The sequence below is a fragment of the Halorubrum depositum genome (genome assembly GCF_007671725.1).
GTDB classification, from domain to species: domain Archaea; phylum Halobacteriota; class Halobacteria; order Halobacteriales; family Haloferacaceae; genus Halorubrum; species Halorubrum depositum.
In genome coordinates this window covers 396,683-412,489 of record NZ_VCNM01000001.1, presented here as the reverse complement: position 1 = coordinate 412,489, position 15,807 = coordinate 396,683, and the positions used below count along the sequence as shown (strand labels likewise).

Here is a 15,807-nt window from a genome sequence, read left to right as displayed (position 1 = left end):
GGCGGTTCCCGCGGCGGTGCGCCGGACTCCCGTCTCGGCCGCCGCGGGCGAGGCGTCAGGTCACGGGGCGGCTGGTTCGGTATCGGTGATAAGCGGTCGGGTCGGTCTCGAAGCGGCGGGAACCTGCCCGCTGTCGTCGCCGCCAACCTCGGACCAGTTGTTTCCCGTTTCGGGGGCTACAAACGGACGCCCCGTGAGGTGCGGGTATGAATCGGACAGACGTCGCGGAGCTGGACCCCTTGCCGGCGGAGGCCGTCGCGCTCGTCGAGCGGCGGATCGAGGAGGAGCACGGCTACCTCTCGTGGCTGAACACGTCGGTCGACGTCGTCGAGCGCGGGCGCGTCGTGCTCTCGATCCCGTTCGACGACAAGCTGACGAACAGCGACGGCGACACCATCCACGGCGGCGTGGCGGCGACGCTGGTCGACACCGCCGGCGGGATCGTCCAGCGCACCGCCTTCGAGGACCCGCTCTCCGGGGGAGTGGCGACGGTGAACCTCAACGCGAACTACCTCCGGCCGGCGACCGGGGACCTCCGCGCCGAGGCGACGGTCGTCAGGTCGGGCGGCTCGATCGGCGTCAGCGACATGCGCGTCACCAGCGCCACCAACGGCGAGGCCGCCGAGGTCGTCGTCGGTCAGGGCTCGTTCCGGCTGTTCCGCGAGTAACCCGCGAGACCGTCGAGGAGGTCGGCGGGACCGTCGAGCGCGGCCGCGAGCTCCGCCACCGCGTCGCGGTCGGTCCGGTCGGGCGCCGCGCGGACGACGACCGACTGCTCGCCGAGCGACACGAAGCCGCAGTCGAGCCGCTTCGCCGTCTCGCGCAGCCCGACCCCGACGTCGGCGTCGCCGGCGATCACCTTCCGCGCCGGGCTCTCGAACGCGCGCACGGTGAGCTCGTAGCCCGCGACGGACTCGGTCAACGCGCTCCGCGAGGTCTCCCGCTCGTCGGCGAGCGCGTCGAGCGCGTCGTCGAGGCTCCGCCGGAGCCCCGAATCTGTCGGTCGGTTGACGAACCTCAGGTCGCGGTCGACGACCGAGCCGAGCCCCGTCACGTCGGCCGGGTTGCCGGCGGGGACGACGAGCCCCCACTCCCGGGTCCAGCCGCCGAGGTCGACCGTCTCGACCTCGCGGTCGGTCGGGCCGGCGACGACCGCGACGTCCGGGACGCCGTCGCGCAGTCGCCGGAGCCCCTCCCGAGAGCCGACCGGGAGGTACCGCGGGTTCTCCAGTCGGTCGAGCAGGCGGTTGAGCGCCGGGTCGTCCTCGCCGACGCCGAGCAGGCTCGGAGGGCGCACGTCCGGCGAGAACAGCTGCACCGAGACGGTCTCGCCCCGGTCGAGGTACTCCGTGTCCGGGTCGACGGCGACGACGCCGTCGGCCTCGACGAGGCTCGTCGTCGCCCCTGAGCCCTTGTCGACCGGGTAGACGAGCGGGAGGTCGTCGTCGGTCAGGTCGAGCAGTCCGACGGGCATCAGCCGCATGCGCCCCTCGCCGTAGCGCTCGCCGACGGCCATCCGCCCCTCGACGGTCGCCGTCGCGGGCTCGGGCTGGCCGGCCGCCTCGCGGATCGCGGGCGCGACGAACGTCCGGAAGATCGTGAGCGCGGAGACGGGGTAGCCCGGGAGACCGATGTACGCCGACTCGTCGGTTCGGGGGGCGGCGCCGTCGCCGTCGCCCTCCGCCGCCGCCTCGCTCCCGCCGCGGTCGAGCCGGCCGACGAGCATCGGCTTGCCGGGCTTGACCGCGACGCCGTGGAGCAGCAGTTCGCCGCGCTCCTCGATCACACGGTAGATGACGTCGACGGCGCTCGCCGACGTCGATCCCGACGAGAGCACGAGGTCGCACTCGTCGGCGGCGCGCCGGAGCAGCCGCTCCATCTCGTCGTAGTCGTCGCCGGCGTGCGGGTAGAGGACCGGCTCGCCGCCGGCCTCCTCGACGCCCGCGGCGATCGTCGTCGAGTTCACGTCGTAGATCTCCCCGCGCGAGGGGTCGAGGTCCTCGCCCGGGCGCACCAGCTCGTCACCGGTCGAGACGATCCCGACGCGCGGCTTTCCCTCGACCGGGACCTCGTCGACGCCGAGCGCGGAGAGCAGCCCGATCTCGCGCGGCGTGAGCCGCGTTCCGGGGCCGAGCGCTCGGGCGCCCGCGGCGATGTCCGCGCCGGCGCTCATCACGTGGTCGCCGGGTGCGACGGCGGTCCGGACCGCGATGCGGTCGGACCCCTCTTCCGCGTTCCCTTCCCCCGTCGCGCTCAGCTCGTCCGTGCGCTCGACCATCACCACCGCGTCGGCGCCCTCGGGCATCACGGCGCCCGTGGATATCTCCGCGCAGCTGCCGGGCGCGACGGTCACCTCGGGCGCGGCGCCGGCGTGGACCGCCCCGACGAGGTCCAGCTCGGCGGGATCGACCTCGTCGGCGCCGAAGGTGTCCTCGGCGCGGACCGCGTACCCGTCCATCGACGCCCGGTCGAAGCCGGGCACGTCGATCGCGGCGTCGATCCGCTCCGCGAGGACGCGCCCGCGGGCTTCCCCCAGCGGGACCGTCTCCGGCTCCGGCGCGAGGTCGAGCGAGGCGATAGCCTCGCGGGCCGCCTCGGGCGTCGCGAGGTCGCGGAACTCCTTGCGGTCGCTCACGGCGTCACCTCCCAGATCTCGACGTCGACGACCTCGCCCGCGTCGAACCCCTCCCGCGGCTCCGGCACCGCGACCCAGCCGTCCGCGAGCGCGACGCTCGACAGGATGCCGGAGCCGCTCGCGCGGGTCGGCGTGGCGACGGGGAGACCGGCGTCGTCGGCGTCCGCCGCGTCCCCCTCCTCGTCGCCCTCGCTCTCGTCGAGCGCCACTCGCGCGAACGTCCGCGTCCCGGGCTCGCTCGGCACCTTCCGGTCGAGGACCGCGCGCCGCGTCGGGAAGGGGTCGGCGGTCGTCCCCCCGACGCGCTTCTGGAGCGGCCGGAGGAACTGCGCGGCGTTGACGATGCAGGCGACCGGGTAACCGGGTAAGGAGACGACCGGCGTGCCGTCGGCGACGCCGAGACAGACCGGATGGCCCGGCTTCAGGGCGACACCGTGGACGAGCACCTCGCCGAGCCCGTCGACGACCTCGGGGATCAGGTCGCGCTCGCCGACCGACGACCCGCCGGTGGTGACGACCACGTCTGCGTCGAGGTCGGCCTCCACTGCGGCCGCGAGCGCGTCCTCGTCGTCGGTGACGACGTCGCGGTAGCGCGCCTCGCCGCCCCACCGCTCGACCAGCCGCGAGACGGTCAGCCCGTTCGTCTCGATCACCTCGCCGGGGTCCGGATCGGACTGGACCAGCTCCTCGCCGGTCGGGATCACGGCGACGGTCGGCGGCTCGTACACCGGGACCGCGTCGAGCCCGACCGACTTCAGGAGCCCGAGATCGGAGGGGCGGAGCGTGTGCCCCGCGTCGAAGAGCCGTTGCCCGTCCGCGACGTCCTCGCCGGCCTCGCCGACGTTCTCGCCGGTCGCGACCGCGTCGAACGCCTCGACCTCGTCGCCGACTTCCTCGACCTGTTCGATCATCACGACCGCGTCCGCGCCCTCCGGGACCGCGCTCCCCGTGTGGACCCGCGCGGCCTCGCCGGGCGCGATCGACTCGGCCTCGGTCTCCGCCGCGCGCAACACCGCGGGCGAGCGGTCGGAGGCGCCGAAGGTGTCCTCGGCGCGGACCGCGAACCCGTCCATCGCCGCCCGGTCGTAGCTCGGGACCGGCGCCGGCGCGTCGATCGGCTCGGCGACGACCCGGCCGTCGGCGTCGGCGACCGGCACCGACTCGGTCCGGCCGTGGGGCTCGGCGGCGTCGAGCAGCGTCGCCAGCGCGTCCGCGACGCGGGTCCGCCGCTTGAAGCCGGCCTCGCGTCTGTCGTGGCTCATGGGCGTTCGTTTCGGGCCCGCGTGCAAAAACCCCGCTCTCCGGGCGGTCGCGGCGACGCGGGGCAGACCGCGAGTACGTCGTCACCGCGACGCGGTCGCGTGCGCCTCAGGTGATCCACGAGAGGACTCGCGCCGCGCGGTGAGTCCCCTGAATCGCCGCGACGCGGGCGGTCGAGAGCGTCTCCGCGACCCCTCGCCGCGCCGCGGTCGCGCTTCGGACCGCACCGGTCCGGGCGTAGTAGCCGGACTTGCGCCCCGCGGCGCCGACGTAGTGCTTCGCGGCCATCCGGATCGGGGCCCGGCGGCCGTCGACCGTGGTCGTCCCGTCCCGGATCGCGTCGAGGACGTCGGTCGCGGTGACGTCGGCGGCCGACTCGCGGCCCTCGATCCGCACCTCGGTGAAGGCGCGCCCGACGTACTCCAGGTGGTGCGCGTCGCTGGCGGCCACGCCGGGATAGTCGTACGTCGCCGCGAAGCGCCGCGCGCGCCGGTTCCGGTAGCCGGTGAACAGCCACGCGTTGAACACCTCGACGGCGTCGACCTCGTCGACAGGGTCGCCGTCGGCGACGAGGGCCCCCTCGTCGTCCGTCTCGGGAACCGGGATGTTCCGCTGACGGACGCCGTGGCGCGAGCGCTGGAACGGGTGCGGGACGATCGCGACCCCGCCGCGCTCGTGGATCCACGCGATCGTCTCGTCGTAGGGGCGTCGACGCGGCGGCATCCGCTCGACGCCGACCGCCAGAAGGTGGCCGTGCGCGGTCGACACCTCGACGCCGGGGATCCCGATCAGCCCGTACTCCGGGGCCAGTTCGGCCGCCCGCTTCGACTCCCCGATCACGTCGTGGTCGGTGATCACGACCGCGTCGAGTCCGATCTCCGCGGCGTGTTCGAGGATGAGCTCGATCGGCTCGTGGCCGTCGTAGCTCTCGTCCGAGTGGACGTGGGGATCGATGCTGACCGTGACGCTGGACACACCCGAAGTAGGCGACGGGAGATACTTAAATGCGCGAGAGGCGTCTGACGCTTATTTATAAAATGGATGTGCGGTGGCGCGTGCCGACGAGCGCCCACCGGGCGCGAGTCGCACGCGCGAGGGACGCGGCGACCGAAGGGAGCCGCGAGGCTGGGGAGGCGTGAGGCTGCGGTTGCTGTGCGGGGTGGAACTCAAAGGGGCAGTCGCCGGCGGCGGTGCCGCCGGCTGCCAGAGGCGCGAAGCGTCTTTCGAACGACAACGAGCCGCGCGAGTCCTCGAGGCTGGGGCTTTGGAGGTGTTCGTTGCAGAATTATCGATCGCGTACAGGCGAGCGGCTGGGACCGGAGGTGTTCGCGGTGTCGCCGACGGCAACGATAGACGACGCGTTCAGCCGAACAGCCCCTTGATCCGCTCGACGACCGACCCCTCGTCGTCCGCCTCGGCCTCCTGCCGCTGTCGCTCCCGGAGCTCGCGGAGCTTCGCGGCCTGGTCGTCGGTCCCCGAGCCGCTCGCGGTCTTCTTCTCGCCGCCCTGGAGCCCCTTCAGCTCCGAGACCGCGTCGTTGACCGTCCCGGAGGTCGTCCGGGTCTCCGTGGCCGAGCCGGCGAGCTTCTCGCGGTCGACGTCGACGTCGTCGACCGCGCTCGTGTCCAGCTCCAGCCGGCGCGTCTCGCTCCGCTCGACGCCACCCCACGTCAGCTCCGCGTCCTCCAGTTCGCGCTCGATGTCGGCCCGGACCTCGGCGTCCGTGACCGCCTCGCCGTCGCCGCCCGCACCGGCGGCCCCCTCGGCTCTCGAACCGCCCGCGGCGCCCGCCGCCGCGCCGCCCCCGGCCGCGCCGCCCGCGGCGACGCCCGTCGCGCGCTCGACGCGGTGGGCGACCAGGGCGCCGCCGGTCGCGGCGATGACGGCGACGAGCCCGAGGGTGTACACCGCGACCACCTGCGCGCTGTAGTCGGCCGAGTCTGGCACGTTCCAGTTGTACGGGTACGCCCACGCGAACAGCCCGATCGCGACGAGCGTGATCGCGGTGCCGACGCCGGCGAGGTACAGCATGCGCCGGTCGACCGGCAGGAGGACGACGACGCCGAGCAGGAGGGCCGGCAGCCCGACCGCGGCGGCGACGGCGGCGACCTCCTTCACCCCGTACGTCGACAGCGCCTCGGGCGGGAGCGTCGCGCTGTAGAGGAAGATCGCGACGCCGACCAGCCCGAGTCCGATCCCGGCGAAGAAGAGTCCGAACCCCGCGTACACGTCGATCGTTCGGTCGGGGTCGCCGACGTAGCGCCGGTAGTACTCCAGCAGGCGGTTCTCCGCGTTCGACTCGCTCATACGGGAGCGTCGCCGCCGACTCTAATGATTGTTGCCCCGCGGCGTCGGCGGTCGCCGCGACCGCGTTACCCCGTGCGCTTTTGAGGGCACGGGTCCACCCTTCAGGCGATAGCCCGTGCCACTCGACTGCCCCCGCTGCGGAACGACGCTGTCCACGTTCGCGCTCGGCGGGGCGACGGCGATCGCCTGCGACGACTGCGGCTACGCCGGCGTCGAGGCCGACCACTCGGGCGAGCCGCGGCTCGTCGAGAGCTGGGAGGACGCGTTCGCTCGCTTCCAGGAGGACCACGACTGACAATGCCGACCATCGAGATAACCGACGACCACCGCGACCGCATCGAGTCGCTCCGCGAGGAACTGACGGCGACCCACGCCGGCCCGTACGCCTCCGTCGACGCGGAGGACACGCTCGCGTACCTCCTCGATCTGGCCGACGCCGTCGACGACCCCCAGCGCGAGGCCGACCCGGCCGCGCTCGGAGGGGACGCGCCCGGCGACGCGGCGGACACGACCTCAAACGGCGACCGTCCGTTCGACCGCGACCGCGCCCGCGAGCGGCTCGAATCGCGCCCGCGCCGGCGCGGCGACCCGGACGCCGCCGAGGAGATGGACCTGTACGAGGTCGCGGCCGCGTTCGACGTGGCCGGCCGCAGCGACATGACGAAGGCCGAGCTGGTCGACGCGGTCCTCGACGCGGCCGAGTCGCTGTCGGCGGACCCGTTCTCGTGGGTCGACGTCGACCTCGGCGGCGACGGGGGCGAACCGTCCCCCGCCGACGAGAGCGAGGCGCCGGAGTCGGCGGACGACGGGGCGGCGGTCGAGGACGCGGGCGACGACGCCGGCGCCAGCCAGCTCGACGCGATGATGAGCCTCCTCGACACCCACGACGACAAGTGGCGCGAGGCGGACGGCGACGCGCGGTACGAGGTCGAACTGCCCGACGGCGACGTCGAGACGGCGCGCACCAAAGACGACGTGCGCGCGCTGCTGTTCCGGAACTACTGACGACCGATGGGGCTCCTGTCGCGACTGCGCGCGTGGATCGCCGGGGATCTCGGCGGCGACGAGGCCGGTGAACCGCCGGCCGAGGACGCCTCCGACGACGAGAGCGACGCTGACGGGGAGCCCGCGGGCCTCGACCCGGACGCCGCGAACGAGACCCGGACCGCGGCGACCGACGACGCCGTCGACGCGCTCCGCGACGTGCGGCGGTCGCGGGATGCGGACGGGCCGACCGAAGACGGCGATTCGACCGACGAAAGCGCCCCGACCGACGAGAGCGGGGACGACCCACCGGATCGCAGGAAGGATTAGGTGCCCGCGGTCGAACACGCCCGTATGACGGAGCCGACTGAGAGAGGCGAGAGCGGGGACGGCCGCGTCGAGGCGAGCGACCGCGCGTTCGTCGGCCGCGCGATCGAGCTCGCCGAGGAGGCGGTGGAGCGCGGGAACACCCCGTTCGGGGCGCTCCTCGTCGTCGACGGCGAGGTCGTCGCCGAGGCACGCAACGAGATCCGGAGCGGGGACGACATCGCGGCCCACCCGGAGCTGGCGCTCGCGCGGCGGGCCGGCCGCGAGCTCGACGCCGACGAGCGGGCGCGCTGTACCATGTACGCCAGCACGGAGCCCTGTCCGATGTGCGCGACCGGGATCCACTACGCCGGACTCGGCCGGGTCGTCTTCGGCGTCTCGGGCGCGACGCTCGACGAGCTCGCCGGCGACGTCGTCGCGATCCCCTGCGAGGAAGTTATCCGCCGGGCAGACGGGGAGACGACGGTCGAGGGGCCGGTCGCGACCGAGGCCGCGATGGCGCTCCACGAGTCGTTCTACGGGGGCGACGGGACGGGGGAGCCGTAGCGTGCCGGCCGGCCGAACTCCGCCGTCCCGATGAGCGAGACCCCCTCGATCGTCGCGGTCGGCGCCGCGGCGATAGACGAGTGGTACGCCGTCAGCAACCTCCCCGAGCCGGACGGCGGCGCGTACGCGAGCGAGGTGACGTCCGCGTTCGGCGGCGTCGGCGCGAACGTCGCCGTCGCGCTCGACCGCCTCGGCCGCGACGTCGGCCTCGTCAGCCGCGTCGGCGACGACGAGTACGGCCGCCGCGCCCGCGAGTACCTCGCCGAGACCGGCGTGGACGCCTCGCGCGTGGCGGTCGGCGACGACCCGTCGACCCGCTCCCTCGTCCTCAGCGCGCCCGACGGTGAGCGCGCGATCGTCACGACGGGCGAGAGCTTCCGCGAACTCCGCCTCGCGGCCGCCGACCGCGAGGCGATCGCCGCCGCCGACGTCGCCTTCCTCACCGGCTACACGCCCGACGCGGTCTCGCGGGGCGTTCTCGAACTCGTCGAGGCGACCCCCGACCCGCCCGCGCTCGTCTTCGACCTCTCTGGTCCGGTCGAGGAGCTCGTCGGCCGCGGCACCGAACCGGAGACCGTTCACCGACTCCTGTACGCCGCCGACCTGTTCGTCGCCGGCGACGTCGCAGCCGCGGCCTACTTCGGGGGCGAGGCAGCCGCAGTCGAGCGGATCGCGGCCGCGCAGCGGGCGCGGACCGGGCCGGTCGACGATTCCCGCGATGACACCGCCGAGGCGGCCTGGCCCCGCGCCGTCCTCACGCACGGCGGCGACGGGATGACGGTGATCGCCGACGGCGGCGTTCGCCGGTTCGACGCCTTCGACGTCGACGTCGTGGACGCGACGGGCGCCGGCGACGCGTTCGTCGCCGGGCTGATCGATCGGTGGGTCGCGGGAGACGGCGGCGGTGCCGCGGCCGCGGGGTCCGTCGCGCTCGCTGACGGCGTCCGCTTCGCGGCCGCGGTCGCCGCGATCAACTGCACCGAGCGGTTCGCACAGGGCGGGCTTCCGACCCGCGAGGCGGTCGAGCGGTTCCTCGCGGCGCGGGCGTGACCCGAGTCCGGTTCGAACTCACCGCGCCTCGTCCGCCCGCGAGACGAGTTCGGCGACCCGCTCCGAGTCGACCGGAGCGGTCGTCTCGCCGCCCTCCTTGAGCGCCGTGCCGACGATGACGCCGTCGGCGACCGAGAGGGCGTCGGCGACCGTCTCGGCGGTGGCTCCGCTCCCGACGAGGACCGGCGTGTCGAGCCCGTGCGCGTCGCGCTCGGCGACGACCGCCGCCAGCGCCTCCGGGTCGGTCTCCTCGCCGGTCCCCCGTCCGGAGGCGACGACGGCGTCGGCGAGGCCGCGCTCGGCGGTGTCGGCGAACGACTCCGCGGTGTGTCCCTCCGCCGACAGCGGCGCGGAATGCTTCACGTCGGTGTCGGCGAATATCCCGACGTCGACGCCGAGCGCCTCCCGGAGCCGGAGCGTCTCGTGGGCCTTCCCCTGCACGATCCCCTGGTCCGTGACGCGGGCGCCGGTGTGGACGTTCACCCGGACGTAGTCGGCGCCGACCGCGGCCGCGACGGAGAGCGCGGCCTCGGCGTCGTTCCGCAGGACGTTGACCCCGATCGGGAGGTCGGTCTCGGCGGCGACCGCGGTCGCGGCGCGCGTGACCGCCGCGACGACGTGTTTCGGCGCGTCGTCGGGGTAGAAGGGGGCGTCGCCGAAGTTCTCGATCATGACCCCGTCGACGCCGCCGCGGTCGAGGGCGCGGGCGTCGGCCGCGGCGCGGTCGAGCGCGTCCCGCATCGCGCGGGCGCCGTCCGCCGGCGCCTTCGGCGCGCCCGGGAGGGGCGGGAGGTGTACCATGCCGATCACCGGCGCGTCCGTGCCGAAGGTGGCCTCGAACTCCATGTCACCGCCAGCGACGCCCGCGCCCCTCATAAGCCTCCCCACACGGTTTAGTCGGTCGCGGTCGAACCGCAAACGAGCGTCCATGAGCCTCGACGTCGACGACGACCCCGCGACCCGGAGCGGCGAGCTGACGCTCGTCCTCTCGCTCGGCGCGGCGCGGCGGCTCGCCGACCCCGCGGCGGCGTTCGCGGAGGCCCGCCGGTGGAGCCGGTACGTCGGGATCGTCGCCAACGACGCCGACGCAGTCGAGCGGTTCGTCCGCGAACACGGCGTCGAGAACGACTACGCGCTCCGCAACTGGGACAAGTGGGGGACGCTCGGCGACGTCTACGACGAGGCCGACACGCCCCGACACGTCTTCGTGGGGACCTCCCCGTCCGACCGCCGCGTCGCGACGCACGTCGGCTTCGAGTACCGCCCGATCCGCGAGGCGGCCGAGCGGGCCGACTGGGAGCTCATCGAGCCCCGGTCCGTCGATGACTCCGGCTTCATTGACCGCATCCGGCGCGCGGTGAACGACCGGCTTCGGTGAGCGACCGACTGCGGTGAGCGACCGACTGCGGTGAGCGGTCGCCCGCTCAGTCGTCGTCGCCGCCGACGATCCCCTCCGCGACGGCCATGTCGTCGACGGTCGGGTCGTCCTCGGAGCGCCGGAGCACGAAGCGCTTCCGAACCACGTCGGCGGCGTAGACGACGGTGCCGAGGATGAGCAGCGTGTCGCCCGGGAGCCGCGCCCAGAACAGCGCCTGGACGAGCGGTCGCTCGTAGAACGCGAGGCTGCGAGCCGCGGCGTAGCTCTCCGTGAACGCGACGTCGAGCTGGAGGAATCCGACCGGGAGCACTGAGACGAACACCATCAGCGCGAGCCCGACGTTCCAGAGCCAGAACGAGGCGCGGAGCCACGAGCCGTCCCAGCGGTCGGGGTCGATCGACAGCTGGAGCATGTACGCGACCATCCCGAGCGCGAGGAACCCGAAGGCGCCGAACATCGCCGCGTGGGCGTGACCGACGGTGAGGTAGGTGCCGTGCTCGTAGTAGTTGACGAGCGGGAGGTTGATGAAGAAGCCGAGCACCCCGGCGCCGACGAAGTTCCACACCCCGCTGGCGACGATGAACATGAACGGGAGCGTGTAGGGGAACCCGCCGGAGCCCGTCATCGCCCGGTACTGACCGATGGCCTCGTAGAGGATGAAGATCAGCGGGAGCAGCTCCAGCGTCGAGAAGACGCTCCCGATCGGCACCCAGTAGTCGGGCATCCCGACCCACCAGTAGTGGTGGGAGACGCCGATGACGCCGGTCCCCATCACCAGCAGCGCCTGCAGCATCACCGCCTTCTCGGCGCTGCGACGGGTGAGGAGGTTCATCGACACCAAGGTGAGCCCGATGATCGCGACGATGAAGAACTCGAAGGCGCCCTCGACCCACATGTGGACGACCCACCACCGCCAGAACTCCGTGACGGCGATGTTCGTCGACGGCGTGAACAGGAAGCCGGCGACGAACAGCAGGGTGATCGAGCCGCCCGCGTAGAGGATCATGTGCGCGAGCCCGTATATCGGCTCGCGGTCGAGCAGGGGTTTGAGTCCCCGGACCGCGAGCACGGCCCAGAGGACGAACCCCACGAGCAGGCCGCCCTGCCACACCTTTCCGACCTCGAGGTACTCCAACCCCTCGTTGCCGAGGAGCCACCAGAGCTCGCCGGGGAGGTAGCCGTTGGCGCCGAGCCAGATGCCGGCCATCCCGCCGCCGACCACGACCACGAGCGCGCCCAGCAGGACGTTGACGTACCGGGCCTGATTCCGCGGCTCGTGGCCGGTCAGGAGCGGCGGGAGGAACAGCCCGGCGCCGAGCCACGTCGACGCGATCCAGAGGATGCCGAGGTCGATGTGCCACGTCTTCGCGATGGCGAAGGGGAGCAGCTGGAGGATGTGGACGCCGAACAGCTCCTCGATCCCGAAGAAGCCCGCGCGTTCGATGTAGAAATGCGCCAGCAACCCGCCCAGCAACACCTGCGCGAGGAACAATCCGGCGGCGACGGGGACGAACCTGAGCGCCGCGCGCTGGCTCGGGAAGACGCTCACGTCGCCCGGCTCCGGCACCGAGATGCCCTCGGCCGACGGCTCCGGGAGCTTCACCGACTTGTACAGCAGGATGGCGGCGCCGGCCGCGCCGACGAGCAGCACCATCGCGATCACGCTCCACACCATCGCGGCGCCGGTGGCGTCGTTGCCGGCGGGCGGCGAGTATGGCCACTCGTTCGTGTAGGAGTTGTCGGATCCGGGCCGGTCGGTGTGGGAGAACCACGCCGTCCACAGCGCGAAGTCGGCGAACTCCTCGGCCCCCTCGCGAGACTCGATCATCCCGACGGGGACGCCCCGGTCGTGGTCGCCCTCGTGGTACCGCTCGACGTACGTCTCGCGCACCCGCTCGTGGGCGTACACCTCCGCGGCGGAGTACTCGATCGCCCCGCCGTCGTGCGCGCTGTCGAGGTCGTCGCGGACCGTCTGGTCGATCCCCGCCCGCTCAGAGGCGTCGAGCGAGTCGTAGCCGGTCCCGTACTCCTCCCGCGCGTAGTACTCGCGCATGTGCGCGGCCTTCAGGTCGAGCGTGTCGGCGGTGTAGTCCTCGCCGTAGTACGCGCCGTTGCCGAGGATCGACCCGTGGTTCATCAGTCCGTACTGCTGGAACGCCGCCTTCCCGTCCCGGATCGACTCGCCGGTCGCGACCGCGTCGCCGTCGGGGCCGACCACCTCCTCGGGAATGGGCGGCGCCTCCTGATACGCGAACCACGCCCCGGCGCCCATCACGACCAGGTTGGGCAGGAACGCCGCGACGATGACCTTCGCGATAGTCTTCCGTGTGAGCTCCATCGGCGGGGGATTGCCCCCGCTCGCCCTATCAGTTTAGCGGCAACATGTTCGGCCGCCGTTCCCGCGAGCCGGGACGCCCGCCGAGGTCGCCGAGCCGAAACCGGTACGCGAACATGTTCGTGGCGGCGCTTACGCCCGGGAACGCCCTACGGAGGGGTATGTCATCGAGTCAGCAGGCGGCGGAGGCCGCCGGCGAGGAGGCGACGGACGACGCGGGCGACGCCGCGGCGGAGCCCGAGACCGAGGCGGAGACGACCGTCACCGTCCGCTGTACCGGCCACGTCCGCACGGAGCTGGGCGAGTACGAGTTCGAGTACACGTTCGCTGGCGACACGCTCCGCGAGTTCCTCGACGAGCTGTTCGCGGAGTACCCGGAGCTGCAGGACATGCTCATCGCCGAGACCGAGGCGGACGCGACCCACAGCGGGTGGGCGCCGACGCCCGAGGAGCTCCCCGGCACGTGGACGAAGAACCCGCTCGGCGAGCAGACCATCGCGTACGCCCGGATCCTCGTGAACGGCCACTTCAACGAGAACGAGAACGGCTTCGACACGAAGCTGGAGGAGGGCGACCGCGTCGCCTTGGTGTACCCGTTCATGTTCTGCTGTTAGGTCGGTCCTCCCACGCGGCTCCGTCGTACGCATCTTCCTCCGACGCGGTTCCGGCCGCGAACCCGCCGCGACGAGCGCGGAGAGACCGGTCTACGGAGAGTCGCTCTCGGTCGAGAAATCCGGACGAGCCGTACCGTCGGGAGCTAATCGCTCGCGGACGAAGTCGCTTCTTCGGTTGGGGTGATCCGAAGCCATCGGTTCTCGACGATGTCGACCGTGTGCTCCTGGTACTGGAAAGAGAGCTGATACGGAGTCGAGTATTCGCTCGCGTGGTCCACGAACGAGTCCAACGCTTCCGGATCCACGCTGTCCCACAACGGATCGAGGTCGTTCGGGTCTCGGCCAGTCAAGTCTGCGATACTGCTGACCACTACATTGCTCGTCGATCGGTCGGTGGCCTCGTCCAGATCGACTTTGTATACGGGGACGTCTCCGTCCCTACTCGTTTTGATATTCATAACGGTTGTGTGACAAGATGCGTGTTATACTCTCGACAACTTGGATCGACCGTGAGGTAACAAAGTCTTTGCACCGAATATATTTGGACGAGTGTCTGACATATTTTGTCAGGGACGTCGTCGCCCAGCTATGACCGCCGACGGATCGGCGTAGATCGCCCGTTGGAGTTTCGACGGGGCACGGTCCGCGGGCGTCCGCTCTCCGCGAGTCGCCCCGCGTGCTCGCCGCAGGAGTGCGGGGGAAGAGATTCGAACCACAGTCGGACGTGCTCGCTTCGCTGCGCGCGACCTCCCTGATTCGAATCCCTTCTCGGCCCAGTGCCGTCGCTCGCGGGGTGCTCCCGACGGCATGCGGGGGAAGGGATTCGAACCACGGTCACTCCGCTCGCTGCGCTCGCTTCGTTCCCCGCTTCGAATCCCTTCTCGGCCCAGTGCTGTCGCTCGCGGGATGCTCGCGACAGCATGCGGGGGAAGGGATTCGAACCCTCGAACCTCTACAGGAGCGGATCTTAAGTCCGCCGCTTTTGGCCAGGCTCAGCCACCCCCGCCCGGATTCCGGTTCCGGCGGCGGGGTGAAACGCCTTTCGGATGGGCGGCGTCGCCGGGAGGACGGTCGGCCGACGTCGACCCGCTACCAGTCGACGGAGAGCGTGCCGTCGCCGTGCGGGTCGGGCGCGATCTCCTCGTCCGTGCGTCGGTCGACGACGTGGATTACGCCCCGTTCCTTCTTAGCGGGACACACCTCTGCCGCCCGCACGTTCTCCTCCAGTTCGTCCTCGCCGATGTAGTACGACCGCGGCTTCGCCATCCCGCTCTGGACGTCCATCACCCAGTTGTCGGCGACCTCGGCGCACTTCCCCGCCCCGAAGCACTTGTTGGCCTCGAAGACGATCTTGTACGGCTTCTCCTCGATCGGCGGTCCCTCCCCGCCGATGTCGCTGGCGCGCAACACCTCGTCGCCCTCGTCCGCCTCGTCGCTCATGGCTACTCGTCGGCGGCCGCGGGACTTTCGTCTGTCGGTCGTTCCCGCTCGCTCGGGACGCCCGAGTCCGGAGGTCGCCCCCGCGACGGGCGGGCCGTCAGTCCTCGACGTGCTCGGCGAGCAGGCGCTCCGCGTGCTCGGCCGAGTCGGCGAGTTCCCACCGCACCCGCTCCGCGTCCCCGTACGCGAGCGCCTCCTTCAGCTCGTCGCGGAGCACGCCCGCGCCGAACCCGACCGTGTCGCCGTCGGCGTCGCCGAGCTCGTACAGCGCGTAGCGGCTCGGCGCGCTCCCGACGGTCGAGCGGTCGAGGTCGCGCCAGGGCTTCGCGAGGCTCACCGGTGCGCGTCGAGCCCGTCCTCGGGGCCCTCGACGATCTCGAAGCTCCCCTCGGTCCAGCCGTCCTCGACGAAGACGAACACGCGGCCGCCGGCGATCTCGGGGTCCGCGATCACCTCGTTGCGCTGGTTCGTGCGGGCGACGATCACGCCGGGGAACACCTCGTCGCGCTCGCCCTCCTCGACGAGGACGCGGCCGACGCCGGACTCCTCCAGAATTTCGTCGTCGGTGTTGTAGTCGTTGACGTACGTCATCACGCCCTCGGTCTCCGTCGGGTCGGTGACGAGGACGTGCGTCTCCTTGCCGGGGCCGGCGGTCACCGATCCCTCGACCGCGTCCGGGGCGCCGCGGTAGAGCGTCGTCCGGCCGTCGAGGTACTCGACGACGACCCCCTCCTCGCGGAGGTCGATCCCGATCGACGTCGGCGGGACGTCGCTGCGTGAAGGCGCTGACATACGCGACGCTCGGGTCGCCCGCCTCAAAAGGGGCGCGCTCGGCGGCGGCGCTCGCGTCGACCGACCGATCGACTGTCGCGGGGCGATCGACTACGGGCGCCCTCAGTCCCGAGAATCGGCGTCCCACATTTAAGTCCCC

The 15,807-nt window shown here is 72.1% G+C and carries 18 protein-coding genes and 1 tRNA gene; 8 read left to right on the top strand and 11 right to left on the bottom strand.

Features of this window, described 5'->3' with window-relative positions:
• The first annotated feature begins 206 nt into the window (after window positions 1–206).
• Window positions 207–668, top strand: a complete 462-nt coding sequence (locus FGM06_RS02190) for a PaaI family thioesterase (RefSeq protein WP_144797109.1) — start codon at window positions 207–209, stop codon at window positions 666–668.
• On the opposite strand, the gene FGM06_RS02185 is transcribed toward FGM06_RS02190, so the two are convergent.
• The 4 genes from FGM06_RS02185 to FGM06_RS02170 all read right to left on the bottom strand — a co-directional run bounded on the left by FGM06_RS02185 (window position 638) and on the right by FGM06_RS02170 (window position 6,202).
• Window positions 638–2,635, bottom strand: coding sequence for a molybdopterin biosynthesis protein (locus tag FGM06_RS02185; protein WP_144797107.1), 1,998 nt, complete (start codon window positions 2,633–2,635; stop codon window positions 638–640). The genes FGM06_RS02190 and FGM06_RS02185 overlap by 31 nt on opposite strands.
• Entirely contained in the window at window positions 2,632–3,897 is a 1,266-nt protein-coding gene (locus tag FGM06_RS02180) for a molybdopterin molybdotransferase MoeA (RefSeq protein WP_144797105.1), read from the bottom strand. The genes FGM06_RS02185 and FGM06_RS02180 overlap by 4 nt, the downstream gene beginning before the upstream one ends.
• Window positions 3,898–4,003: 106 nt before the next feature.
• On the bottom strand, window positions 4,004–4,870 hold the full coding sequence (locus FGM06_RS02175) for a CehA/McbA family metallohydrolase (RefSeq protein WP_144797101.1): 867 nt from the start codon (window positions 4,868–4,870) through the stop codon (window positions 4,004–4,006).
• Between the two features lie 387 nt (window positions 4,871–5,257).
• On the bottom strand, window positions 5,258–6,202 hold the full coding sequence (locus FGM06_RS02170; protein WP_144797097.1) for a DUF7139 domain-containing protein: 945 nt from the start codon (window positions 6,200–6,202) through the stop codon (window positions 5,258–5,260).
• 115 nt (window positions 6,203–6,317) lie between these two features.
• On the opposite strand from FGM06_RS02170, the gene FGM06_RS02165 reads away from it, so the two are divergent.
• Genes FGM06_RS02165 through FGM06_RS02145 form a run of 5 tightly spaced genes read left to right on the top strand, consistent with a single transcriptional unit; the run spans window position 6,318 to window position 9,109 of the window.
• Complete coding sequence (locus FGM06_RS02165; RefSeq protein WP_144797093.1) at window positions 6,318–6,497, top strand: zf-TFIIB domain-containing protein; 180 nt, start codon at window positions 6,318–6,320, stop codon at window positions 6,495–6,497.
• 2 nt (window positions 6,498–6,499) lie between these two features.
• Entirely contained in the window at window positions 6,500–7,207 is a 708-nt protein-coding gene (locus FGM06_RS02160; RefSeq protein WP_144797090.1) for a hypothetical protein, read from the top strand.
• Window positions 7,208–7,213: 6 nt separating this feature from the next.
• Window positions 7,214–7,516 carry a hypothetical protein gene (locus FGM06_RS02155; protein WP_144797087.1) on the top strand — a complete coding sequence of 101 codons (303 nt, stop codon included), beginning with the start codon at window positions 7,214–7,216 and terminating at the stop codon, window positions 7,514–7,516.
• Between the two features lie 24 nt (window positions 7,517–7,540).
• A complete protein-coding gene (locus FGM06_RS02150) occupies window positions 7,541–8,059 on the top strand; it encodes a nucleoside deaminase (protein WP_144797085.1) in 519 nt (172 codons plus the stop codon).
• A gap of 30 nt (window positions 8,060–8,089) precedes the next feature.
• On the top strand, window positions 8,090–9,109 hold the full coding sequence (locus FGM06_RS02145) for a carbohydrate kinase family protein (protein WP_144797082.1): 1,020 nt from the start codon (window positions 8,090–8,092) through the stop codon (window positions 9,107–9,109).
• Window positions 9,110–9,127: 18 nt separating this feature from the next.
• Here the strand turns inward: FGM06_RS02145 and FGM06_RS02140 are convergent, their stop codons facing one another.
• Window positions 9,128–9,955 carry a BtpA/SgcQ family protein gene (locus FGM06_RS02140; protein ID WP_144797079.1) on the bottom strand — a complete coding sequence of 276 codons (828 nt, stop codon included), beginning with the start codon at window positions 9,953–9,955 and terminating at the stop codon, window positions 9,128–9,130.
• 82 nt (window positions 9,956–10,037) lie between these two features.
• Here FGM06_RS02140 and FGM06_RS02135 point away from each other — a divergent pair, with 82 nt between their 5' ends.
• Window positions 10,038–10,487, top strand: a complete 450-nt coding sequence (locus FGM06_RS02135; RefSeq protein ID WP_144797077.1) for a DUF7124 domain-containing protein — start codon at window positions 10,038–10,040, stop codon at window positions 10,485–10,487.
• Between the two features lie 46 nt (window positions 10,488–10,533).
• Here FGM06_RS02135 and FGM06_RS02130 read toward each other — a convergent pair whose 3' ends face one another.
• Window positions 10,534–12,825 (bottom strand): nitric-oxide reductase large subunit, encoded by a 2,292-nt coding sequence (locus FGM06_RS02130; protein ID WP_144797074.1) that lies wholly within the window; start codon window positions 12,823–12,825, stop codon window positions 10,534–10,536.
• Between the two features lie 158 nt (window positions 12,826–12,983).
• Between FGM06_RS02130 and FGM06_RS02125 the strand changes: the two genes are divergently transcribed.
• Window positions 12,984–13,436, top strand: a complete 453-nt coding sequence (locus FGM06_RS02125; RefSeq protein WP_186310946.1) for a MoaD/ThiS family protein — start codon at window positions 12,984–12,986, stop codon at window positions 13,434–13,436.
• Window positions 13,437–13,579: 143 nt separating this feature from the next.
• Here FGM06_RS02125 and FGM06_RS02120 read toward each other — a convergent pair whose 3' ends face one another.
• From FGM06_RS02120 to FGM06_RS02100, 5 genes are all read right to left on the bottom strand, one after another.
• Window positions 13,580–13,894, bottom strand: coding sequence for a HalOD1 output domain-containing protein (locus tag FGM06_RS02120; RefSeq protein ID WP_144797067.1), 315 nt, complete (start codon window positions 13,892–13,894; stop codon window positions 13,580–13,582).
• 463 nt (window positions 13,895–14,357) lie between these two features.
• Window positions 14,358–14,442 (bottom strand) — tRNA-Leu (locus FGM06_RS02115).
• An 83-nt stretch (window positions 14,443–14,525) separates the two neighbouring features.
• Complete coding sequence (locus FGM06_RS02110) at window positions 14,526–14,876, bottom strand: ferredoxin (protein WP_144797064.1); 351 nt, start codon at window positions 14,874–14,876, stop codon at window positions 14,526–14,528.
• A gap of 97 nt (window positions 14,877–14,973) precedes the next feature.
• On the bottom strand, window positions 14,974–15,213 hold the full coding sequence (locus tag FGM06_RS02105; protein ID WP_144797061.1) for a DUF7508 domain-containing protein: 240 nt from the start codon (window positions 15,211–15,213) through the stop codon (window positions 14,974–14,976).
• On the bottom strand, window positions 15,210–15,668 hold the full coding sequence (locus FGM06_RS02100) for a DUF5796 family protein (RefSeq protein ID WP_144797058.1): 459 nt from the start codon (window positions 15,666–15,668) through the stop codon (window positions 15,210–15,212). Before FGM06_RS02100 ends, FGM06_RS02105 begins: the two co-directional genes overlap by 4 nt.
• Between the last annotated feature and the right edge of the window lie 139 nt (window positions 15,669–15,807).